General features: G+C 68.2%; 19 protein-coding genes. All 19 read right to left on the bottom strand.

What is annotated here, in order from left to right; genetic code table 11:
• Window positions 1-5 precede the first annotated feature (5 nt).
• The 19 genes from Taqua_RS05585 to Taqua_RS05495 all read right to left on the bottom strand — a co-directional run bounded on the left by Taqua_RS05585 (window position 6) and on the right by Taqua_RS05495 (window position 17503).
• The gene (locus tag Taqua_RS05585) at window positions 6-1145 is read right to left on the bottom strand and encodes an EscU/YscU/HrcU family type III secretion system export apparatus switch protein (protein WP_144325504.1); all 1140 of its coding nucleotides are present in this window, start codon (window positions 1143-1145) and stop codon (window positions 6-8) included.
• A 112-nt stretch (window positions 1146-1257) separates the two neighbouring features.
• Complete coding sequence (locus Taqua_RS05580; RefSeq protein ID WP_144325502.1) at window positions 1258-1923, bottom strand: protein phosphatase CheZ; 666 nt, start codon at window positions 1921-1923, stop codon at window positions 1258-1260.
• A 21-nt stretch (window positions 1924-1944) separates the two neighbouring features.
• Entirely contained in the window at window positions 1945-2331 is a 387-nt protein-coding gene (gene cheY, locus Taqua_RS05575) for a chemotaxis response regulator CheY (protein WP_132963100.1), read from the bottom strand.
• Between the two features lie 29 nt (window positions 2332-2360).
• Entirely contained in the window at window positions 2361-3317 is a 957-nt protein-coding gene (gene motB / locus Taqua_RS05570) for a flagellar motor protein MotB (RefSeq protein ID WP_144325500.1), read from the bottom strand.
• Window positions 3318-3355: 38 nt separating this feature from the next.
• Window positions 3356-4213 carry a flagellar motor stator protein MotA gene (motA, locus tag Taqua_RS05565; RefSeq protein ID WP_144325498.1) on the bottom strand — a complete coding sequence of 286 codons (858 nt, stop codon included), beginning with the start codon at window positions 4211-4213 and terminating at the stop codon, window positions 3356-3358.
• 4 nt (window positions 4214-4217) lie between these two features.
• Entirely contained in the window at window positions 4218-4610 is a 393-nt protein-coding gene (locus Taqua_RS05560; protein ID WP_185969569.1) for a YqjK family protein, read from the bottom strand.
• Window positions 4591-4995, bottom strand: a complete 405-nt coding sequence (locus Taqua_RS05555; protein WP_144325494.1) for a phage holin family protein — start codon at window positions 4993-4995, stop codon at window positions 4591-4593. Before Taqua_RS05555 ends, Taqua_RS05560 begins: the two co-directional genes overlap by 20 nt.
• Window positions 4996-5027: 32 nt before the next feature.
• Complete coding sequence (locus Taqua_RS05550) at window positions 5028-5339, bottom strand: ElaB/YgaM/YqjD family protein (protein ID WP_144325492.1); 312 nt, start codon at window positions 5337-5339, stop codon at window positions 5028-5030.
• A 47-nt stretch (window positions 5340-5386) separates the two neighbouring features.
• Window positions 5387-7180: an aspartate--tRNA ligase gene (aspS, locus tag Taqua_RS05545; RefSeq protein WP_144325490.1), complete on the bottom strand. Its 1794-nt coding sequence runs from the start codon at window positions 7178-7180 to the stop codon at window positions 5387-5389.
• A 28-nt stretch (window positions 7181-7208) separates the two neighbouring features.
• Window positions 7209-7892 carry a DUF502 domain-containing protein gene (locus Taqua_RS05540; RefSeq protein WP_246094633.1) on the bottom strand — a complete coding sequence of 228 codons (684 nt, stop codon included), beginning with the start codon at window positions 7890-7892 and terminating at the stop codon, window positions 7209-7211.
• Window positions 7879-8190, bottom strand: coding sequence for an FmdB family zinc ribbon protein (locus Taqua_RS05535; RefSeq protein ID WP_144325488.1), 312 nt, complete (start codon window positions 8188-8190; stop codon window positions 7879-7881). The genes Taqua_RS05540 and Taqua_RS05535 overlap by 14 nt, the downstream gene beginning before the upstream one ends.
• A gap of 110 nt (window positions 8191-8300) precedes the next feature.
• Window positions 8301-9854, bottom strand: coding sequence for a ubiquinone biosynthesis regulatory protein kinase UbiB (gene ubiB / locus Taqua_RS05530; RefSeq protein ID WP_144325486.1), 1554 nt, complete (start codon window positions 9852-9854; stop codon window positions 8301-8303).
• Window positions 9851-10477, bottom strand: coding sequence for a hypothetical protein (locus Taqua_RS05525; RefSeq protein WP_185969568.1), 627 nt, complete (start codon window positions 10475-10477; stop codon window positions 9851-9853). Before Taqua_RS05525 ends, ubiB begins: the two co-directional genes overlap by 4 nt.
• 60 nt (window positions 10478-10537) lie before the next feature.
• Complete coding sequence (locus Taqua_RS05520; RefSeq protein WP_246094632.1) at window positions 10538-11527, bottom strand: Tim44 domain-containing protein; 990 nt, start codon at window positions 11525-11527, stop codon at window positions 10538-10540.
• 19 nt (window positions 11528-11546) lie between these two features.
• On the bottom strand, window positions 11547-12278 hold the full coding sequence (locus Taqua_RS05515; protein ID WP_144325484.1) for a class I SAM-dependent methyltransferase: 732 nt from the start codon (window positions 12276-12278) through the stop codon (window positions 11547-11549).
• 35 nt (window positions 12279-12313) lie between these two features.
• Entirely contained in the window at window positions 12314-12721 is a 408-nt protein-coding gene (locus tag Taqua_RS05510) for a gamma-butyrobetaine hydroxylase family protein (protein WP_144325482.1), read from the bottom strand.
• Entirely contained in the window at window positions 12718-13173 is a 456-nt protein-coding gene (locus Taqua_RS05505; RefSeq protein WP_144325480.1) for an HIT family protein, read from the bottom strand. The genes Taqua_RS05510 and Taqua_RS05505 overlap by 4 nt, the downstream gene beginning before the upstream one ends.
• Complete coding sequence (locus Taqua_RS05500; protein WP_144325478.1) at window positions 13170-17069, bottom strand: DUF3683 domain-containing protein; 3900 nt, start codon at window positions 17067-17069, stop codon at window positions 13170-13172. Before Taqua_RS05500 ends, Taqua_RS05505 begins: the two co-directional genes overlap by 4 nt.
• Before the next feature lie 176 nt (window positions 17070-17245).
• Entirely contained in the window at window positions 17246-17503 is a 258-nt protein-coding gene (locus Taqua_RS05495) for a hypothetical protein (RefSeq protein WP_144325476.1), read from the bottom strand.
• Window positions 17504-17510: the final 7 nt, after the last annotated feature.

Below are 17510 nucleotides of genomic sequence, written 5' to 3'. Positions count from 1 at the left end.
GCGGGTCAGCGCGGACCGCGGCCGTGCAGCGGATCCAGCTCGGGCGGCACCTCGGGGCGCGGCGGTTTGGGCATCGGCCCCTGCCCCCGCAGCGCGACGCGCAGGCGGTACACGTAGGCCAGCACCTGCGCCACGGCGGCAAACAAGGCCGCGGGCACCGGCTCGTCCAGCTCGGTATGGGCGTACAGCGCGCGCGCCAGCATCGGCGCATGCAGCACCGGCACGCGGTGCTCGCGCGCCATGTCGCGGATGCGCAGCGCCAGCAAATCCGCCCCCTTGGCGATGACGTGCGGCGCGCTCATCGTCGCTTCGTCGTAGCGCAGCGCCACCGCGTAGTGCGTCGGGTTCATCACCACGACGTCGGCAGCAGGCACGCGCTGCACGCTGCGGCTGTATGCGATTTCGCGTGCGCGCTGGCGGCGCTTGCTCTTGATCTGCGGGTTGCCTTCGGTCTCTTTGAACTCGTCCTTGACTTCCTGCAGGGACATGCGCAGGTTGTGGCGGTACAGGTACTGCTGCAGCGGCACGTCCACCGCCGCCACCAGCAGCACCACCGCCAGCAGCGCACCCACCCCCAGCATGAACCCCTGCCCTGCCTGCACCAAGGCCGCGTCCAGCGGGCGCAGCAACAGGCTGGCAAACGCTTCCACATGGGTGCCGACGTACCAGGCCCCGATGGCGGCCAGGCACGCGGTGATGGCCAGCAGCTTGAGCACCTCGACCAGCTGCTGACGTGAAAAGAGCCGCTTGAGCCCGCTGATGAGCCCAAGCTTGGACCAATCCAGCGCCAGCGGATGGGTGCTGAACGCCACCGAGCGCGCCGCCACCAGCGCCAGCACCACCAGCACGATCAGCGCCAGCCCCAACGGCAGCACGTAACCCAGCGCCAGTTGCGCGCCGTCGGCCAAGTGCTGCAGCATGCGCTGCGGCTCGCGCACCGTGGTGGCGTCGAAGCGCAAACCGGCACGCAGCGCCGCGCGGGTGCGCTCGTAGCCCCACGGCAAGGTCAGCCACACCAGGGTCAGGCCGCCACCCAGCACCACCAGATGGGTCAGGTCGCGCGCACGCGGCACCTGGCCCTGCTCACGCGCTTTTTGCAAGCGCCGTGGCGTGGCGGGTTGGCTTTTGTCTTGGGTCGATTCCATGGCGGACAAACCGGGCGGCTTGTCCGCATTGTGGGCCGGCAACCGCCGGTTCTAAAGCAACAAAAGGCCGGGTTTGCCGGCCTTTTGCCACCGATGGTCCCCGGCCCGGATCTCAAAAACCCAGGCTGGCCAACAGGTCGTCCACCTGCTGCTGGCTGGTCACGACGTCGCTGCGGCCTTCGGGGTTGACCACCGGACCGCCAAGCTCCCGCCGCGCTGGCGTCTCGGACGCTGGGGCGGCTGCGCCGGCACCGCCTCCCTCGGCCGCATGGGCCGCCGACTCCACCAGCAACTGCACCAGCTGCTGCTCCAACGTGCCGGCCAGCGCCACGACCTTTTTGATCACCTGGCCAGTCAGGTCGTGGAAATCCTGCGCCAGCATGATCTCGGTCAGGTGCTGGTCGGTGCGCTCGGCCGCCCCCTGGATTTTGTGCGACCACTCCAGCAACTCGGGCATGGCCCATTTGAGGCCGGGCACGTTGCCGATGGTGTCGACCAGCTGACGGCTGGCTTCAATAACGGTTTGCTGCTCGGCCTTGGCCTCGTCGACGCGGTTGAGCACTTTCTCGGCCGCCTCGCCGGTCAGGCGTGCGATGTACTCCAGGCGGCTGCGCGCGTCGGGCAGCTCGCCCACGGCATCTTTGAGCGCGGGCATGTAGCCGAGCTCTTTGAGCGCCTCGTGCAGCTCGCGGGTGATTTCGCCCAAGCGCTGGTAGATGTCGCCTTTGCCGTCGGCCGTCGGTGGGGTGGCGCCTACGGTTTGCTCGTGCTCGGTCATGGTCCGCCCTCCCCGGCCGCGTCAGGCCCAGCCCATTTTGCGGAAGATGTTGGTGAGCTTTTCTTCCAGCGTCGCCTTGGTGAACGGCTTGACGATGTAGCCAGCCGCACCACCCTGGGCCGCGGCGATGATGTCTTCCTTGCGTGCCTCGGCGGTCACCATCAACACCGGGATGTGTTTGAGCTTGTCGTCGGACTTGATGCTGGTCAACAGCTCAAAGCCGTTCATGTTCGGCATGTTGATGTCGGTGATCACCATGTCGAACTTGCCGTTGCGCAGCTTGTGCAGGGCCACCGAGCCATCCTCGGCCTCGTCGGCGTCGGTGTGGCCGAGCTCTTTGAGCAAATTGCGCACGATGCGCCGCATCGTGGAGAAGTCGTCGACGATCAAAAAGCGCACTTGAGGCATGGAAGACTCCGTCCGGATGGGCGCCTAGTTTAGCGTGCCGCCGCCGGTTTGCCGCCCGCCGCCCCCTCGATGGCCTGCGGCGCCTGCTGCGGGTCGGACACGGTGTCGGCGGCCTCGAGCGACTTGGTCATGCGCTCCTCGGCTTCGCGCGTCAACACCAGTATGCTGATGCGGCGGTTGCGTGGGTCGTAGGGGTTGTCAGGAAACAGCAGCTGCTTGTCGGCCATGCCCACCACGCGCGCCAGTTTGCCTTCGGGCAAGCCGGCGGCAACGAGCTCACGCCGCGTGGCGTTGGCGCGGTCGGCCGACAGCTCCCAGTTGCTGTAGGCGCGCTCGCCGTTGCCGTAGGGGGTGGCGTCGGTGTGGCCGGTCAGCGAGATGCGGTTGTCCACCTCCGCCAGCGCCTGCGCAATGGCGCGCAAGATGTCGCGCGTGTACGGCTTGAGCAAGGCGCTGCCGGTGTCGAACATCGGGCGGTTTTGCTCGTCGACGATCTGGATGTTGAGACCGTCTTGCACCATTTCCATGCGGATCTGGTTTTTGAACTCGGCCAGCTTGGGGTTGACGTTGATGATGTTGTCGAGCTTGTCGCGCAGCGTCGCGATGCGCTCCTTGTCCAAGCGAATGGCTTCGGCGCGGGCCAGCTGTGCGCCAAGTTCGCGCACTTTGTCTTCGATGTCGCCGCTGGCCACCTCGCCGACGCTTTTGGTCAGATCCTCGCCGCCACCTTGCAGGATGCTGGTGGCGCCACCCGAGCCGGGGCCACCAAACAGCATGACCTTCAGCGGCTGGTTGAAGTAGTCTGCGATACCCTTGCGGTCGCCTTCGGTGGTCGAGCCCAGCAGCCACATCAACAGAAAAAACGCCATCATCGCCGTCACGAAGTCGGCGTAGGCGATCTTCCACGCGCCGCCGTGCGCACCATGCCCGCCTTTTTTGACGCGCTTGATGATGATCGGTTGCAGCGGCTTGCCTGAGGCGGCCATGGCGGTAACGGTATCGGTTCAGCCAACGGAACGGGGCATCACTTCTTCTTGACGTGCTGCTCCAGCTCGCTGAAGGTGGGCCGCTCGGTCGAAAAGAGCACCTTGCGGCCGAATTCAACAGCGGTCATCGGTGGGTAGCCTTGCATGCTGGCCAACAGCGTGGTTTTGATGCACTGGAACTCCTTGCTGGCCTCTTCGACCTTTTGCTCCAACAGGCTGGCCAGAGGTTCAGCAAAAGCGTAGGAGAGCAAAATGCCCAGAAACGTACCCACCAGCGCCGAGCCGATCATGCCGCCCAGCACCGCCGGCGGTTGCCCGACCGAGCCCATCGTATTGACCACGCCCAGCACCGCCGCGACGATGCCGAAGGCCGGCAGTGCGCCGGCCAGCCGCTGCAGGGCCGCCACCGCCGCATGCTCCTCGGCGTGGTGGGTTTCGAGCTCAGCGTCCATGATCGACTCGATCTCGTGGGCGTTGAGGTTGCCCGACACCATCAGGCGCAGGTAGTCGGTGATGAACTCCACCGTGTGGTGGTCGCTGGCGATCGACGGGTACTTTTGGAACAGCGGCGATGCATCGGGGTTTTCGACGTCGCCTTCAATGGCCATCAAACCTTCTTTGCGTGCCTTTTGCAAGATGTCGTACAGCAGCGCCAGCAGGTCCATGAAGCGCTCTTTGGTGTACTTGGAGCCCTTGAAGCAAGCCCCCAAGCCACGGCCCACCCCTTTGAGCACCTTCATCAAGTTGCCGGCGATGACGGCGCCGATGGCCGCGCCGAAGATGGTGATCATCTCGAACGGCAGGGCCTTGAGGATCACGCCGATGTTGCCGCCGTGAACGATGAAGACCCCGAAGATGCAGCCGATGGCCACCAGCCAGCCGACGATGACGAACATGTCGCTACCTTGTGTTGAAGCTACCCAGGGTATTATCATGATCGGCCACCGCCGCGCCCGGTTGACCCCGCCGGGCCGCTGCCGGGGCACGCCACAGGGCGGCGAGCCAGGGCCAGCGCTGCGCCCGGCGCCACAGCCGCCACCCCAGCCACACCCAGCTCAGCGCCCGGCGCGGCCGGCGCCACAGCAGCACCGTGGCGCCCAGCAGCACCCACCCCGGGTGGGCCCGCAACCAGCGCCAGCCGCGCCGCAGGTGGTCGGCGGCCTCGAAGGCCGGCTGCAGGCTCTGCGCGTGCCACGCCAGGCGCTCGCGCAACTCGCCCGAGCGCTGCACCAGCGCCGCACGCCGGCGTGCCAGGCGCACGCTGGCGCCGCCGTCAGGCTCGCGGGCCGCCACGCAACCGCTCCACGTCGCGCGCCAACTCGGCACGACTGGCCTCGAACCACGACACCGCGCGCAGGCGCCGCAGCCCCGCCCAGGCTGCCGCAGCGCCCGCACCCAGCAGCGTGCCGCAGGCCAGCGCCAACGCCAACACGCGCTGCGATTCCCACAGCAGCACGGTCACCAGCACCAGCAGGCTGACCAAGGCCGCCGACAGCAACACCGCGGCGGCCAACAACAACGCCAACGACGTGCCCAGCGCCAGCGCGTGTTCGCTGGCCTCGACGCCCAGCAGCGCCAGGCGCACGCGCGCCAGTTCGAGCGCATCGCGCAGCCAGCCCCGTGCGGCCGTCAGCAGCGGCTCAGCACGGCTGCCCGCGTCGTCGCCGGGCATCGCCATCGTACGCCGTCACAGCAACGGACGACGCCGCCTCAGCGGCGACCGATCAGCATGCCCACCAGCAAACCGATGCCGGCGGCCACGCCAATGGCTTTCCAGGGGTGCTCGTGCACGTAGTGGTCGGTGGCGCGCGCCACTTCACGGGTGCGCTCGCGGATCGCGGCCTCGGCGGCGGCCAGGCGATGACGCGCGTTGCGCAGGTTCTCTTGCAAGCGCTCGCGCAGCTCGGCCACCTTTTCACCGGTGCTGTGGGCGGTGGCCGCCAGCAGCTCCTCGGCGTCGGCCACTACCACCTTCAAGTCGGCAACGAGTTTGTCTTTGGGTTGCAGGGTGTTGTCCGTCATGGCGACCTCCTTCACGGTTGAGTGGGTTTTAGGCTCACCTCACTGTATCACGCCGGTTGCGGATTGCGCAGCCGGATGTGCAGTTCGCGCAACTGTTTCTCGTCGACAGGACTGGGCGCATGCGTCAGCAAGCACTGCGCGCGCTGGGTCTTGGGGAAGGCGATGACATCGCGGATCGACTCGGCGCCGGTCATCAGCGTAACCAAGCGGTCCAACCCGAACGCCAAGCCGCCGTGCGGCGGCGCGCCGTACTGCAACGCGTCCAGCAGAAAACCAAACTTGGCACGCGCTTCGTCTTCGCCGATGTTGAGCGCCGCAAACACCTTGCGCTGCACATCGGCGCGGTGGATACGCACCGAGCCGCCGCCCAGCTCCCAGCCGTTGAGCACCATGTCGTAAGCCTTGGCCAGGCAGGCGCCGGGGTCGGTGGCCATCAGGTCTTCGTGGCCGTCCTTGGGCGCGGTGAACGGGTGGTGCACCGCCACCCAGCGGCGCTCCTCTTCGTCGTATTCGAACATCGGGAAGTCCACCACCCACAACGGCGCCCAGCGGTCTTCGAACAAGCCGTTGGCCTTGCCAAAGGCGCTGTGGCCGATTTTGACGCGCAGCGCGCCGATGGCGTCGTTGACGACCTTGGCCTTGTCGGCGCCGAACAACAGCAGGTCGCCGTCGCGCGCGCCGCTGCGCTGCAGCACCGCCTGCAAGGCGGCGTCGTGCAGGTTTTTGACGATCGGGGACTGCAGCCCGTCGCGGCCGGCCGCCAAGTCGTTGACCTTGATCCAAGCCAGGCCCTTGGCACCGTAAATCTTGACAAACTCGGTGTAGGCGTCGATTTCACTGCGGCTCATCTGGGCGCCGCCCGGCACACGCAGCGCCACCACGCGGCCGCCAGGCATGTTGGCCGGCCCCGAGAAGACCTTGAACTCGACGTCCTTCATGACGTCGGTCAGCTCGGTGAATTCGAGCTTGACACGCAGGTCGGGCTTGTCCGAGCCGAAGCGCGCCATCGCCTCGGCGTAGGTCATGACCGGAAATTCGCCCAGATCGACGCCGATGGTGTTGGCAAACACCGTCTTGATCATGCCCTGGAACAGGTCGCGGATTTCCTGCTCCGTCATGAACGAGGTTTCGATGTCGATCTGCGTGAACTCGGGCTGGCGGTCGGCGCGCAGGTCCTCGTCACGGAAGCACTTGGTGATCTGGTAGTAGCGGTCAAAGCCCGCCACCATCAGCAACTGCTTGAACAGCTGTGGCGACTGCGGCAGGGCGTAAAACATGCCGTCGTGCACGCGGCTGGGCACCAGGTAGTCGCGCGCGCCTTCGGGCGTGCTGCGCGTCAGCATCGGCGTTTCGATGTCGATGAAGCCGTGGGCGTCCAGGAAGCGGCGCGTCTCCATCGCCACGCGGTAGCGCAGCATCAGGTTGCGCTGCATGTACGGGCGGCGCAGGTCCAGTACGCGGTGCGTCAGCCGGGTGGTTTCGGATAGGTTGTCGTCGTCGAGCTGGAACGGCGGCGTCACCGAGGGGTTCAGCACCTCGATCTCGTGGCACAGCACCTCGACCTTGCCGCTGCGGATGGCGTCGTTGACGGTGCCCTCGGGGCGCGCGCGCACCACGCCGCGCACCTGGATGCAGTACTCGTTGCGCAGGTGCTCGGCGGTGGCAAACATCTGCGGCCGGTCGGGGTCGCAGACCACCTGCACCGTGCCCTCGCGGTCACGCAGGTCGATGAAGATCACGCCGCCGTGGTCGCGCCGGCGGTTGACCCAGCCGCACAGGGTGACGGGCTGGCCGATCAGCGCCTCGGTGACGGCGCCGCAGTAGTGGGAACGCATGGGCATGGAGACGGGCCTTCGAACGGTGGAAGCTTCAACCCTGGGCGGGTCCTGGGACATGGGCATCGTCCACACCGAGGCCAGGCTTGCGCCCCCCAGGCACGATGACGCCCATCGAAATCACGTAGGTCAGCGCCTCATCGACGCTCATGGTCAGTGGCACGACGTCGCGCCGGTGCACCATCACGAAGTAGCCTCCGGTCGGGTTGGGTGTGGTGGGCACGTACACGCTCAGGTAGTCCTGCGGCGGCAGGTGGCGCGCGACGTCGCCGCCGGGCGTGCCGGTCAGAAAGGCAATCGTCCACATGCCCTCGCGCGGCCACTGCACCAGCAGCGCTTGGCGAAACGCGTTGCCTTTTTCGGACAACAGCGTGTCCGACACCTGCTTGACGCCGGAATAAATCGAGCGCACCACCGGGATGCGCTGCAGCAGCGCGTGCCACCACGCCACCAGCTGGTTGCCGACGTAGTTCGACGCCAGCGCCCCAATGCCCAGCACGACGGCCAACGCAAACGCCACCCCCATGCCAGGCACGCGCATGCCCAGCCAGTGCTCCGGCTGCCAAGCTTGCGGCAGAATGTTGAGCGTCTGGTCCAGCGTCGACACCACCCAATCGAGCACCCACAGGGTGACGATCAGGGGCACCAGCACCAGCAGGCCCGACAGCAGCCAGCGGCGCAGCGCCGCCCCCAGGCGGCCGCGCTCAGTGGCAGGCACAAGCGGCTCCGCACGGGGTGGACGCCGCCCCACTGTCGGCGCTGCTGCTGTTGGCCGACGACTCGGTTGCCGCCGCCGCGCCAGCGGCGGCACCGGCCTTGGCCGCGCCGGTGCCGTTGTTGCGGAAATCGGTCACGTACCACCCGGTACCCTTGAGCTGGAAGCCGGCGGCGGTGAGCTGCTTGCGAAAAGTCTCGGCACCACAGGCCGGGCAGGTGGTCAGGGGCGCGTCGCTGACTTTTTGCAAAACGTCCCTGGCGTGGCCACAGGACTCGCACTTGTACGCGTAAATAGGCATGGCTGTCCCTACAGTGTGTGGAGGTGGAAACGCTGCACAACGGTTTGCAAAACCTGCCATTATAGGTGGGGGCCTGATCGCACCGCTTCAAGGGCGCTGTCGGCCACGGGCTACCACAAGCGCACGCGCAGCCACCACTGCATCGCCATCAGCCCGGCCACAAAGCCAAACAAAACGTAAATCACCATCAGCAGCAGGCGTTGGGTACGGCGTTGCTCGCGCACCAGCTCCTGCAGCTGGGCACGCAGGTCGGTTGGGCGCTGCTGCAGGTAAGCGTGCACCAGGCGCGGCAGGTGCGGCAGCAGCTTGGCGTAGTGCGGGGCCTCGGCCTTGAGCTCGCGCCACAGCCGCCGCGGCCCCACCTGCTCGACCATCCAGCGCTCCAAAAACGGCTTGGCCGTGCTCCACAGGTCCAGCTCGGGGTCGAGCTGTCGGCCCAAGCCTTCGATGTTGAGCAGCGTTTTTTGCAGCAGCACCAGTTGCGGCTGGATTTCGACGTTGAAGCGGCGCGAGGTCTGGAACAGCCGCATCAGCACCATACCCAGCGAAATGTCCTTCAGCGGCCGATCGAAGTACGGCTCGCACACCGCGCGCACGGCCGCTTCCAGCTCGTCCACGCGGGTCTCGGGCGGCACCCAGCCCGACTCGATGTGCAGCTCGGCCACGCGCTTGTAGTCGCGGCGGAAAAACGCCGTGAAGTTTTGCGCCAGGTACTCTTTGTCGTATTCGGTCAGCGTGCCGACGATGCCAAAGTCCAGCGAGATGTAGCGCCCAAACGTCTCGGGCGCCAGCGACACCTGAATGTTGCCCGGGTGCATGTCGGCGTGGAAAAAGCCGTCGCGAAACACCTGGGTGAAAAAAATCGTCACGCCGTCGCGAGCCAGCCGCTTGATGTCCACGCCCGCGGCGCGCAGCCGCTCGACCTGGCTGATCGGCACCCCGTGCATGCGCTGCATCACCAGCACGTCGCTGCGGCACCAGTCCCAGTACATTTCGGGGATCAGCACGAGGTCCAGCCCCTCCATGTTGCGGCGCAGCTGCGCGGCGTTGGCCGCCTCGCGCATCAGGTCCAGCTCGTCGTGCAGGTATTTGTCGAACTCGGCCACGACCTCGCGCGGCTTGAGCCGGCGGCCATCGCGCGACAGCCGCTCGGCCCAACGGGCCATCGTACGCATCAGCGCCAGGTCTTTTTCAATCACCGGCAACATGCCGGGGCGCAACACCTTGACGGCAACCTCCCGTCCGTCGCACAGCGTGGCAAAGTGGACCTGCGCGATCGAGGCGCTGGCCACCGGCTGGCGCTCGAAGTGGCTGAACACCGCCGCCAGCGGCTGGCCGAAAGCGCGTTCGATGGTAGCGATGGCCACCTCGGTCGGAAACGGCGGCACGCGGTCTTGCAGCTTGGCCAACTCGTCGGCGATGTCGGGTGGCAGCAGGTCGCGCCGCGTGGACAGCACCTGGCCGAATTTGACGAAAATGGGCCCCAGCCGCTCCAGCGCCTCGCGCAGCCGCTGGCCACGCGGCGCGGACAGATCGCGACCGAGCGTGAGCACGCGGCGCAGCAATGCCAGCGCCGGGTGTTCGAAGTGTGACAGCACCAGCTCGTCCAGGCCGTAGCGCAGCAGCACCCAGACGATGAACCAGCCGCGCAACCAGCGCCTCATGCTGTGGCTCCACCGTCCGGCGTGGTGGTGGTCGTGCGCGGATCGGGCCCGCCACGCAGCACCGTACGCTCGGCCAACGCCCGGGCACGCGGCAGCAGTTGGGTGCGCAGCGCCTGCGCCAAGCGGCGCCCCCACGTCACCAACGTGTGCGCCGCCGCATCCCCCACCAGGCGCGCCAGGTCGTCCTCCAGATCCCAGCGCACGTGGTCGATCAGCCACGCCACCTCGGCCGCCAGTTGCACGTCACCCGCGATGGCCACGGCCGGTTTGTCCCCCTGCAGCGCGCGCTCGACCAACGCCCGCGGGCCGGGCTCTTGCAGCGTCAACGTCAGGTCTGGCGCGTCGTCGCGGTCGTCCACGGCCAGCAGCCCCGCTGGCGTCACGCGCCAACGTAGGTTCGGCCCCAGCGGCAGCCACGCCGCCAGCGCCCCCAGCGCGACGTGGATGCGCTGACCGCTGTGCCGGCGCAGCCGCTGCATGGCCTCGGGTTCCTGCTGCAGCACGTGGTTGAGCAGCAACACCAGCCGGTTGGCCAGCTCGGCCTGCAACCACGCCGGTGGGGCGGGGGGAAGGGGCAGACGCCAGCGCGGTGCGCCGGCCGAAAAAAAAGAGGGCCGTTCCATGCCCCCTGGATTGTGCCGGAACGCGGCCGCGACGGGCGGGCCGCCGTCGCCACCACCGTGTTACTGCAGCGCCTGCACCCCGGCCACCAGCCAGCCGGCACGCCCATCCTTGGGCTTGGTGATGTTCCAGACCTCGCGAAACGGCGCCGGCCCCTCGGCGGGGTTTTCGCGAATCAGGCCCGAGAACTCGACGCTGGCCATGTACTCGTCGCCGCGGTCTTCAATGCCCAGCAACTGCGCGTCCAGCGCCACCACCTCGGTGACGTTGGGGCCACCGCCGTCGCGTTCACGCTGGGCGAGCTGGGCCTGGATTTCGGCCAGCATCTCGTCGGTCATCAGCACACGCAGCGTGGTCACGTCACCGCGGTCCCAGGCCGCCTGCAGGCGCACGAAGTTGTCCTTCGAGGCACGCACAAAGCCTTCGACATCAAACCCGAGCGGAATGCTCCACGTGGCCGCGCCGCCGCCCAGCGCGGCGCCAATGCGCACGCCCGCCGTGGCCGACTGCGCGGCGGTGTCAAACTGGCTTTGCTCCCACGGGCGGGCGGCCGCGTCGTTGCCGACGTGATGCGGCTGCACGACGCGCAGCGTGGCCGGCTGCCCCGGGGCAGCGCCTGCCGTGGCCCACGCCGGACGCGCCGCGGCACGCGGGCGGCGCAGCAGCGCCACCACGGCCAGCACCGCCACCACCAGCAGGCCCACCAGCAGCACCTGCGCAAACGCCTCGCCCAGCCCCAGCGCCGACGCCAGCCACGCCAGCCCCAAGCCCGCGGCCAACCCGCCCAGCATCGCGCCCCAGGGGCTGCGCGGCTTGGTGGCCGCAGCGGCCCCGGCGGCGCCCGCGGCCGGCGCGCTGGCCGCCGCGCCCTGGGGCTGCGCCGTGCCCGGCGCGGGGGTGGGCGACGCCGGCGCGGGGGCCGACTGACGCTGCACCACGTTGCTGGACTGTTTGCCAACCGACCCCCCGCCTCCCAGGCGTTTGGCCCACGATTCCCCCGACGACAGCGCCAGCGCCGCCACCAGCAACCAAGCCCCCATGCGCGCGTTCATTGCGTGTGCTCCATCAATGTTACGTTTTGATGCCCACGTGCAGCGCCACCACGCCCGCCGTCAGGTTGTGCACGTCGACGTGGCCAAAACCCGCGTCGTGCATCATGCGGCGCAGCGTCTCCTGGTCGGGGTGCATGCGGATCGACTCGGCCAGGTAACGGTAGCTGGCTTCGTCCCCCGCCACCCAGCGGCCCAGGCGCGGCAGCACGTGAAAGCTGTACCAGTCGTAGGCTTTTTGCAGCGGGGGCGCGACCTTGGAAAACTCGAGCACCAGCAGCTTGCCGCCGACCCTAAGCACTCGATACATTTCCCGCAGCGCAAGTTCCTTGTGTGTCATGTTGCGCAGCCCAAAAGCCACCGTAACCAGGTCGAACGCGCCGTCCACAAACGGCAGCCGCTCAGCGTCGCACACCACCGTGGGCAGCGCCCAGCCGCGGTCCAGCAGCCGATCGCGCCCTTCGCGCAACATGGTTTCGTTGATGTCGGTGTGCAGCACCAGCCCCCCTGGCTGCACCTTCGGCGCGATGGCCAGGCTCAGATCGCCGGTGCCGCCGGCAATGTCCAGCACGCGCTGCCCCGGCTGCGGGTTGGCCACCATCACGGTGTAGGCCTTCCACCAGCGGTGCAAACCGGCCGACATCAGGTCGTTCATCAGGTCGTAGCGCGGCGCCACCGAGTCGAACACGGCGCGCACACGGCGCGCTTTGTCGCGCTCGTCCACGGTTTCAAAGCCGAAGTGGGTTTGGCTCATGGCGTGGCTCCTGGCCGGGTGATGGGGGGTGATGGTCAAGCGTGATGGCCACAGCCCCCGCTGGGGGCGGCGGGCATGGGAGCGTCGCGGTCCAGGCCGGCTTCGCGCAAGCGCCGCTCGTAGTCGGCCCAGAGCTCGTCTTGCCGGCTGCCCAGGAAATACAGGTATGCCCACGTGTAGATGCCGCTGTCGTGCCCGTCGGAAAACGTCGGCTGCACGGCGTAGTTGCCCACCGGGGCCAGCGCCACGATGTCGACGTCGCGCTTGCCGGTTTGCAGCACCTCCTGACCCGGGCCGTGGCCTTGCACTTCGGCCGAGGGCGAGTACACGCGCAGCAATTCAAATGGGATGCGAAAGCAGGCGCCGTCGTCGAACGCGACTTCGAGCACGCGCGAGGCGCCGTGCACGGTGACGGCGGTGGGCTGGGGTGCGGCGGTGGTCATGCAAAACCTCCTTGGGGGGCCAGCGCGTGCAACGCCTGCACGATGGCGGCGTCGCACGCGGCGAGCTGGGCGTGCAGCGCGGCCAGGCGCGGGGTGTCGACGGCGCGCTGCGGTGCGGCCCACACCGGCGCGGGGAAGCGGCTGTCCCAGTCGAAGCGCGCGATCACGTGCCAGTGCTGGTGCGGCACCACGTTGCCCAGCGCGGCCAGGTTGATTTTGGTGGGGACCAGCGCTTGGCGCAAGCACCGCTCCACGGCGCTGACCAGGGCCATCGCGTGCGCCTGGGCGGCGGCGTCGAGGTCGGACCACTCCGCCACGTGCCCCTGCGCGATGACGCGGTACCACGCGGGTGTGTCGCCCACCTCCGGTCCCAGCGCGCGCACCACGCGCCAGTGCGCGCCGCGCCACAGCAGCAGGCCGCCATCGTCGCGGCACAGCGGGCAATCGGTCACACCAGCACCCGCTCGATGCCGCCGGCGTTGGCGCGCGCCACGTAATCGGGCAGCCAGTGGTCGCCCAGGATCTGGCGCGCGATTTCGACCACGATGTAGTCGGCTTCCAGCAGGCCGTTGCTGAGGTCGTCGCCGTAGCGGGACAGGCCTTGCAGGCAGCTCGGGCACGAGGTCAGGATCTTGGTGCGCCCGGGGGTGAGCGGCGTGCCGTTGCGCTGCGCCAGCTCGGCCAGCTGCTGCTCGTTCTTGCGCAGCTCCTGCTCCTTGCGGTAGCGCACCTGCGTCGACACGTCCGGTCGGGTGACGGCCAGCGTGCCCGACTCGCCGCAGCAGCGGTCGCTGGCCACGACGGTGTCGCCCACCAGCGCGCGCACGGTCTTGAGCGGGTCTTGCTGTTTCATCGGCGTGTGGCACGGATCGTGGTACAGGTACGCCCCCTTGGCTTCGAGTTTGACGCCCTTTTCCAGCAGGTACTCGTGGATGTCGATGATGCGGCAGCCGGGGAAGATTTTGTCGAATTCGTAGTGCTGCAACTGGTCGTAGCAGGTGCCGCAGCTGACCACCACGGTTTTGATGTCGAGGTAGTTGAGCGTGTTGGCCACGCGGTGGAACAGCACGCGGTTGTCGGTGATGATTTTGTCGGCCTTGTCGTACTGGCCCGAGCCGCGCTGCGGGTAGCCGCAGCACAGGTAGCCCGGCGGCAGCACGGTTTGCACGCCCACGTGCCACAGCATGGCCTGGGTGGCCAGCCCGACCTGGCTGAACAGGCGCTCCGAGCCGCAGCCGGGGAAATAGAACACCGCTTCGGCGTCGGCGCTGGTGCGCTGCGGGTCGCGGATGATCGGCACGTAGGCCTTGTCCTCGATGTCCAGCAGCGCGCGCGCGGTCTTGGTGGGCAGGTTGCCGGGCATCTTTTTGTTGACGAAGTGGATCACCTGCTCTTTGATCGGCGCGGCCCCGACGGTGGCCGGCGGGGCGCTGGTCTGGCGCCGCGCCAGGCCCTTGAGCAGGTCGTGCGCCGCGCGCTGGGCACGGTAGCCCACATCCACCATCAGCGTGCGCATGGCTTTGATGGTCTGCGGCTGCGTGGCGTTGAGGAAAGCCATCGCCAGCGCATTGCCCGGGCGCCACGATTTTTGCCCCATCTTGCGCAGCAGGTTGCGCATGTTCATCGACACGTCGCCAAAGTCGATGTTGACCGGGCAGGGGTTGAGGCACTTGTGGCACACGGTGCAGTGGTCGGCCACGTCTTCGAACTCGCGCCAGTGCTGCACACTGATGCCGCGGCGCGTTTGCTCCTCGTACAAAAAGGCTTCGATCAGCAGGCTGGTGGCCAGGATCTTGTTGCGCGGGCTGTACAGCAGGTTGGCGCGCGGCACGTGCGTGGAACACACCGGCTTGCATTTGCCGCAGCGCAGGCAATCCTTGACGCTGTCGGCGATGGAGCCGATGTCGCTTTGCTGCATGATCAGCGACTCGTAGCCCATCAGGCCAAAGCTCGGGGTGTAGGCTTGGCTGAGGTCGGCCGCGCGTGCCTCGCCCACCGGCTGGCGCAGCAGCTTGCCGCGGTTGAAGTGGCCGTGCGGGTCCACCTTGGCCTTGTAAGTGGCAAACGGCGTCAGCTCCTCGTCGCTCAGGTACTGCAGCTTGGTGATGCCGATGCCGTGCTCGCCCGAAATCACGCCGCCCAGGCGGCGCGCCAGCGCCATCACGCGGTCCACCGCCTCGTGCGCGGTGCGCAGCATGTCGTAGTCATCACTGTTGACGGGGATGTTGGTGTGCACGTTGCCGTCGCCGGCGTGCATGTGCAGCGCGATCCACACACGCCCTTTGAGCACGCGCTGGTGGACGGCGTCGCACTCGGCCAGCAGCGGCGCGAACGCCGCACCGGTGAACAGGTCGCGCAGTGGGCGACGCAGTTGGGTTTTCCAGCTGGCGCGCCAGGTGTGGTCCTGCAGCAACTCGAACACGGTGCGGGTCTCGCCCGGCGTGGGCGCGTCCAGCCCGTCGAGCCAGGCCTGCCACTGCGCGCGCACCTCGCGCACCAGCGCCAGCGCCTGCTGGCGGCGCTGCTCGACCAGCTCGGGCGGCGGTGCCTCGGTGCGGTCTTCCACCTTGCCCAGTGGCAGCACGGGGCGCGCCAACAGGGCCTCGAGCTCGTCGCACAGGCGGATTTTGTTGCGCAGGCTCAGCTCGATGTTGATGCGCTCGATGCCCAACGTGTACTCGCCCATGCGCTCCAGCGGGATCACCACGTCTTCGTTGATCTTGAAGGCGTTGGTGTGGCGGCTGATGGCGGCGGTGCGCTTGCGGTCGGCCCAGAATTTTTTGCGCGCCTCCGGGCTGACGGCAACGAACCCTTCGCCAGTGCGGGCGTTGGCCAGGCGCACCACCTCGCTGGCGGCGCGCGCCACCGCGTCGGGGTCATCGCCGACGATGTCACCGATCAGCACCATTTTGGGCAGCGTGCCGCGCTTGCTTTTGGTGGTGTAGCCCACCGCCTTGAGGTAGCGGTCGTCCAGGTGCTCCAGCCCGGCCAAAATCGCCCCGCCCCGGCGGGCCTCGTCGAACATGTGGTTTTTGATTTCGACGATGGCTGGCACCGCGTCCTTGGGGTTGCCGAAGAACTCCAGACACACCGTGCGCGTGTGCGCCGGCATGCGGTGCACGACCCAGCGCGCGCTGGTGATGATGCCGTCGCAACCCTCTTTTTGCACCCCGGGCAGGCCGCTGAGAAATTTGTCGGTGACATCCTTGCCCAACCCCGCCTTGCGAAACGCCGCGCCGGGGATGTCGAGCCGCTCGGTGCGCAGCAGCGTTTTGCCGTCGGCGGCGTAATACGCCAGCTCGAAGCTGGCCACCTCGGCGTCGTGGATCTTGCCCAGGTTGTGGTTCAGGCGCGTCACCTCCAGCCACTCGGCCGCCGGGGTGACCATGCGCCAACTCAGCAGGTTGTCCAGCGCCGTGCCCCACAGCACGGCCTTTTTGCCGCCGGCGTTCATCGCGATGTTGCCACCCACGCACGACGCCTCGGCGCTGGTGGGGTCGACGGCGAACACGTACCCTGCGCGCTCGGCGGCGTCGGCCACACGCTGCGTCACCACGCCGGCTTCGGTCCACACCGTCGGCACCGGCTGGGTGTGCCCCGGGATGGGCGCCAGCGTCACCTCCGACATGGCTTCGAGCTTTTCGGTGTTAATGACGGCGCTTTTCCACGTCAGCGGCACCGCCCCGCCGGTGTAGCCGGTGCCGCCGCCGCGCGGGATGATCGTCAGGCCCAGCTCGATGCAGCCCTGCACCAGGCCCAGGATTTCGGCCTCGCTGTCGGGCGTGAGCACCACAAACGGGTACTCGACGCGCCAGTCGGTGGCGTCGGTGACGTGGCTGACGCGGCTGAGGCCGTCGAAGCGGATGTTGTCTTTGTGCGTATGGCGCTTGAGCACCCGCAACGCACGCCGGCGCAGCGCCGCCACCTCGTCAAAGTGCGCGGCGAAGCTGCGCACCGCCTGCTGCGCCAGCGTCAGCAGCTCGCCCACCAGCACGTCGCGCTGCGGGTCCTCCTGCGGGCGACGGCGGCGCTCGATCTCGCGCAGGCGGTGGTGCAGCGCGTCGATCAGCGCCGCGCGGCGCTTGGGGTTGGCCAGCAGGTCATCCTGCAGGTAGGGGTTGCGCTGCACCACCCAGATGTCGCCCAGCACCTCGTACAGCATGCGCGCCGAGCGGCCGGTGGCGCGCTCGCTGCGCAGCTGGTGCAGCACCTCCCAGGCCCGCTCGCCCAGCAGGCGGATGACGATTTCCCGGTCGGAAAACGACGTGTAGTTGTACGGGATCTCGCGCAGGCGCGGGGCGTCGGGTTCGGCGTCGAGCAAGGCGTGCAGGGGCGTCGGAGCGTTCATGGCGTCAGCGGGGGGGCGCGGACGGCGTCGCCGTGGGCGACGCCACACCGCCGGGGGACGCCGATGTTACCGCAGTGCAGCACAGACGCCGCACCACCCTGCCCGGTACCCCTGATGGCAAAGCGCCCATGGCCCACCGGGCGCCGCGGCCCCACAAACGCCATTGGCCTGGCCGGTCAGCGCCCCGCCCGCCACGCGGCCACGGTTCCCAGCACCCCCACCAGCGCCGCGTAGGTGACGATGCGCCCGTCGGCGGCGGTCAGCACGAGCCCGGCCACCAGCACCGCACTGCCGGGCAGCGCCAGCCACAGGACGTGCCGCCACCAGGCCCGCCAGCGCGGGCTGGATCCACGCCCGCGCAACGTCAGCAAGGTGGCCAGCAACAGCGCCATGCCCCAGGCAGGGCCCACCAGGGCGGCAAGGTGGGTAGCCATTGTCCAA

Origin of the sequence: Tepidimonas aquatica (assembly GCF_007556585.1) — a bacterium.
Lineage (GTDB): Bacteria > Pseudomonadota > Gammaproteobacteria > Burkholderiales > Burkholderiaceae_C > Tepidimonas > Tepidimonas aquatica.
Note: the sequence above shows the minus strand (reverse complement) of the source record. Positions and strands in the feature narration are given on the sequence as shown.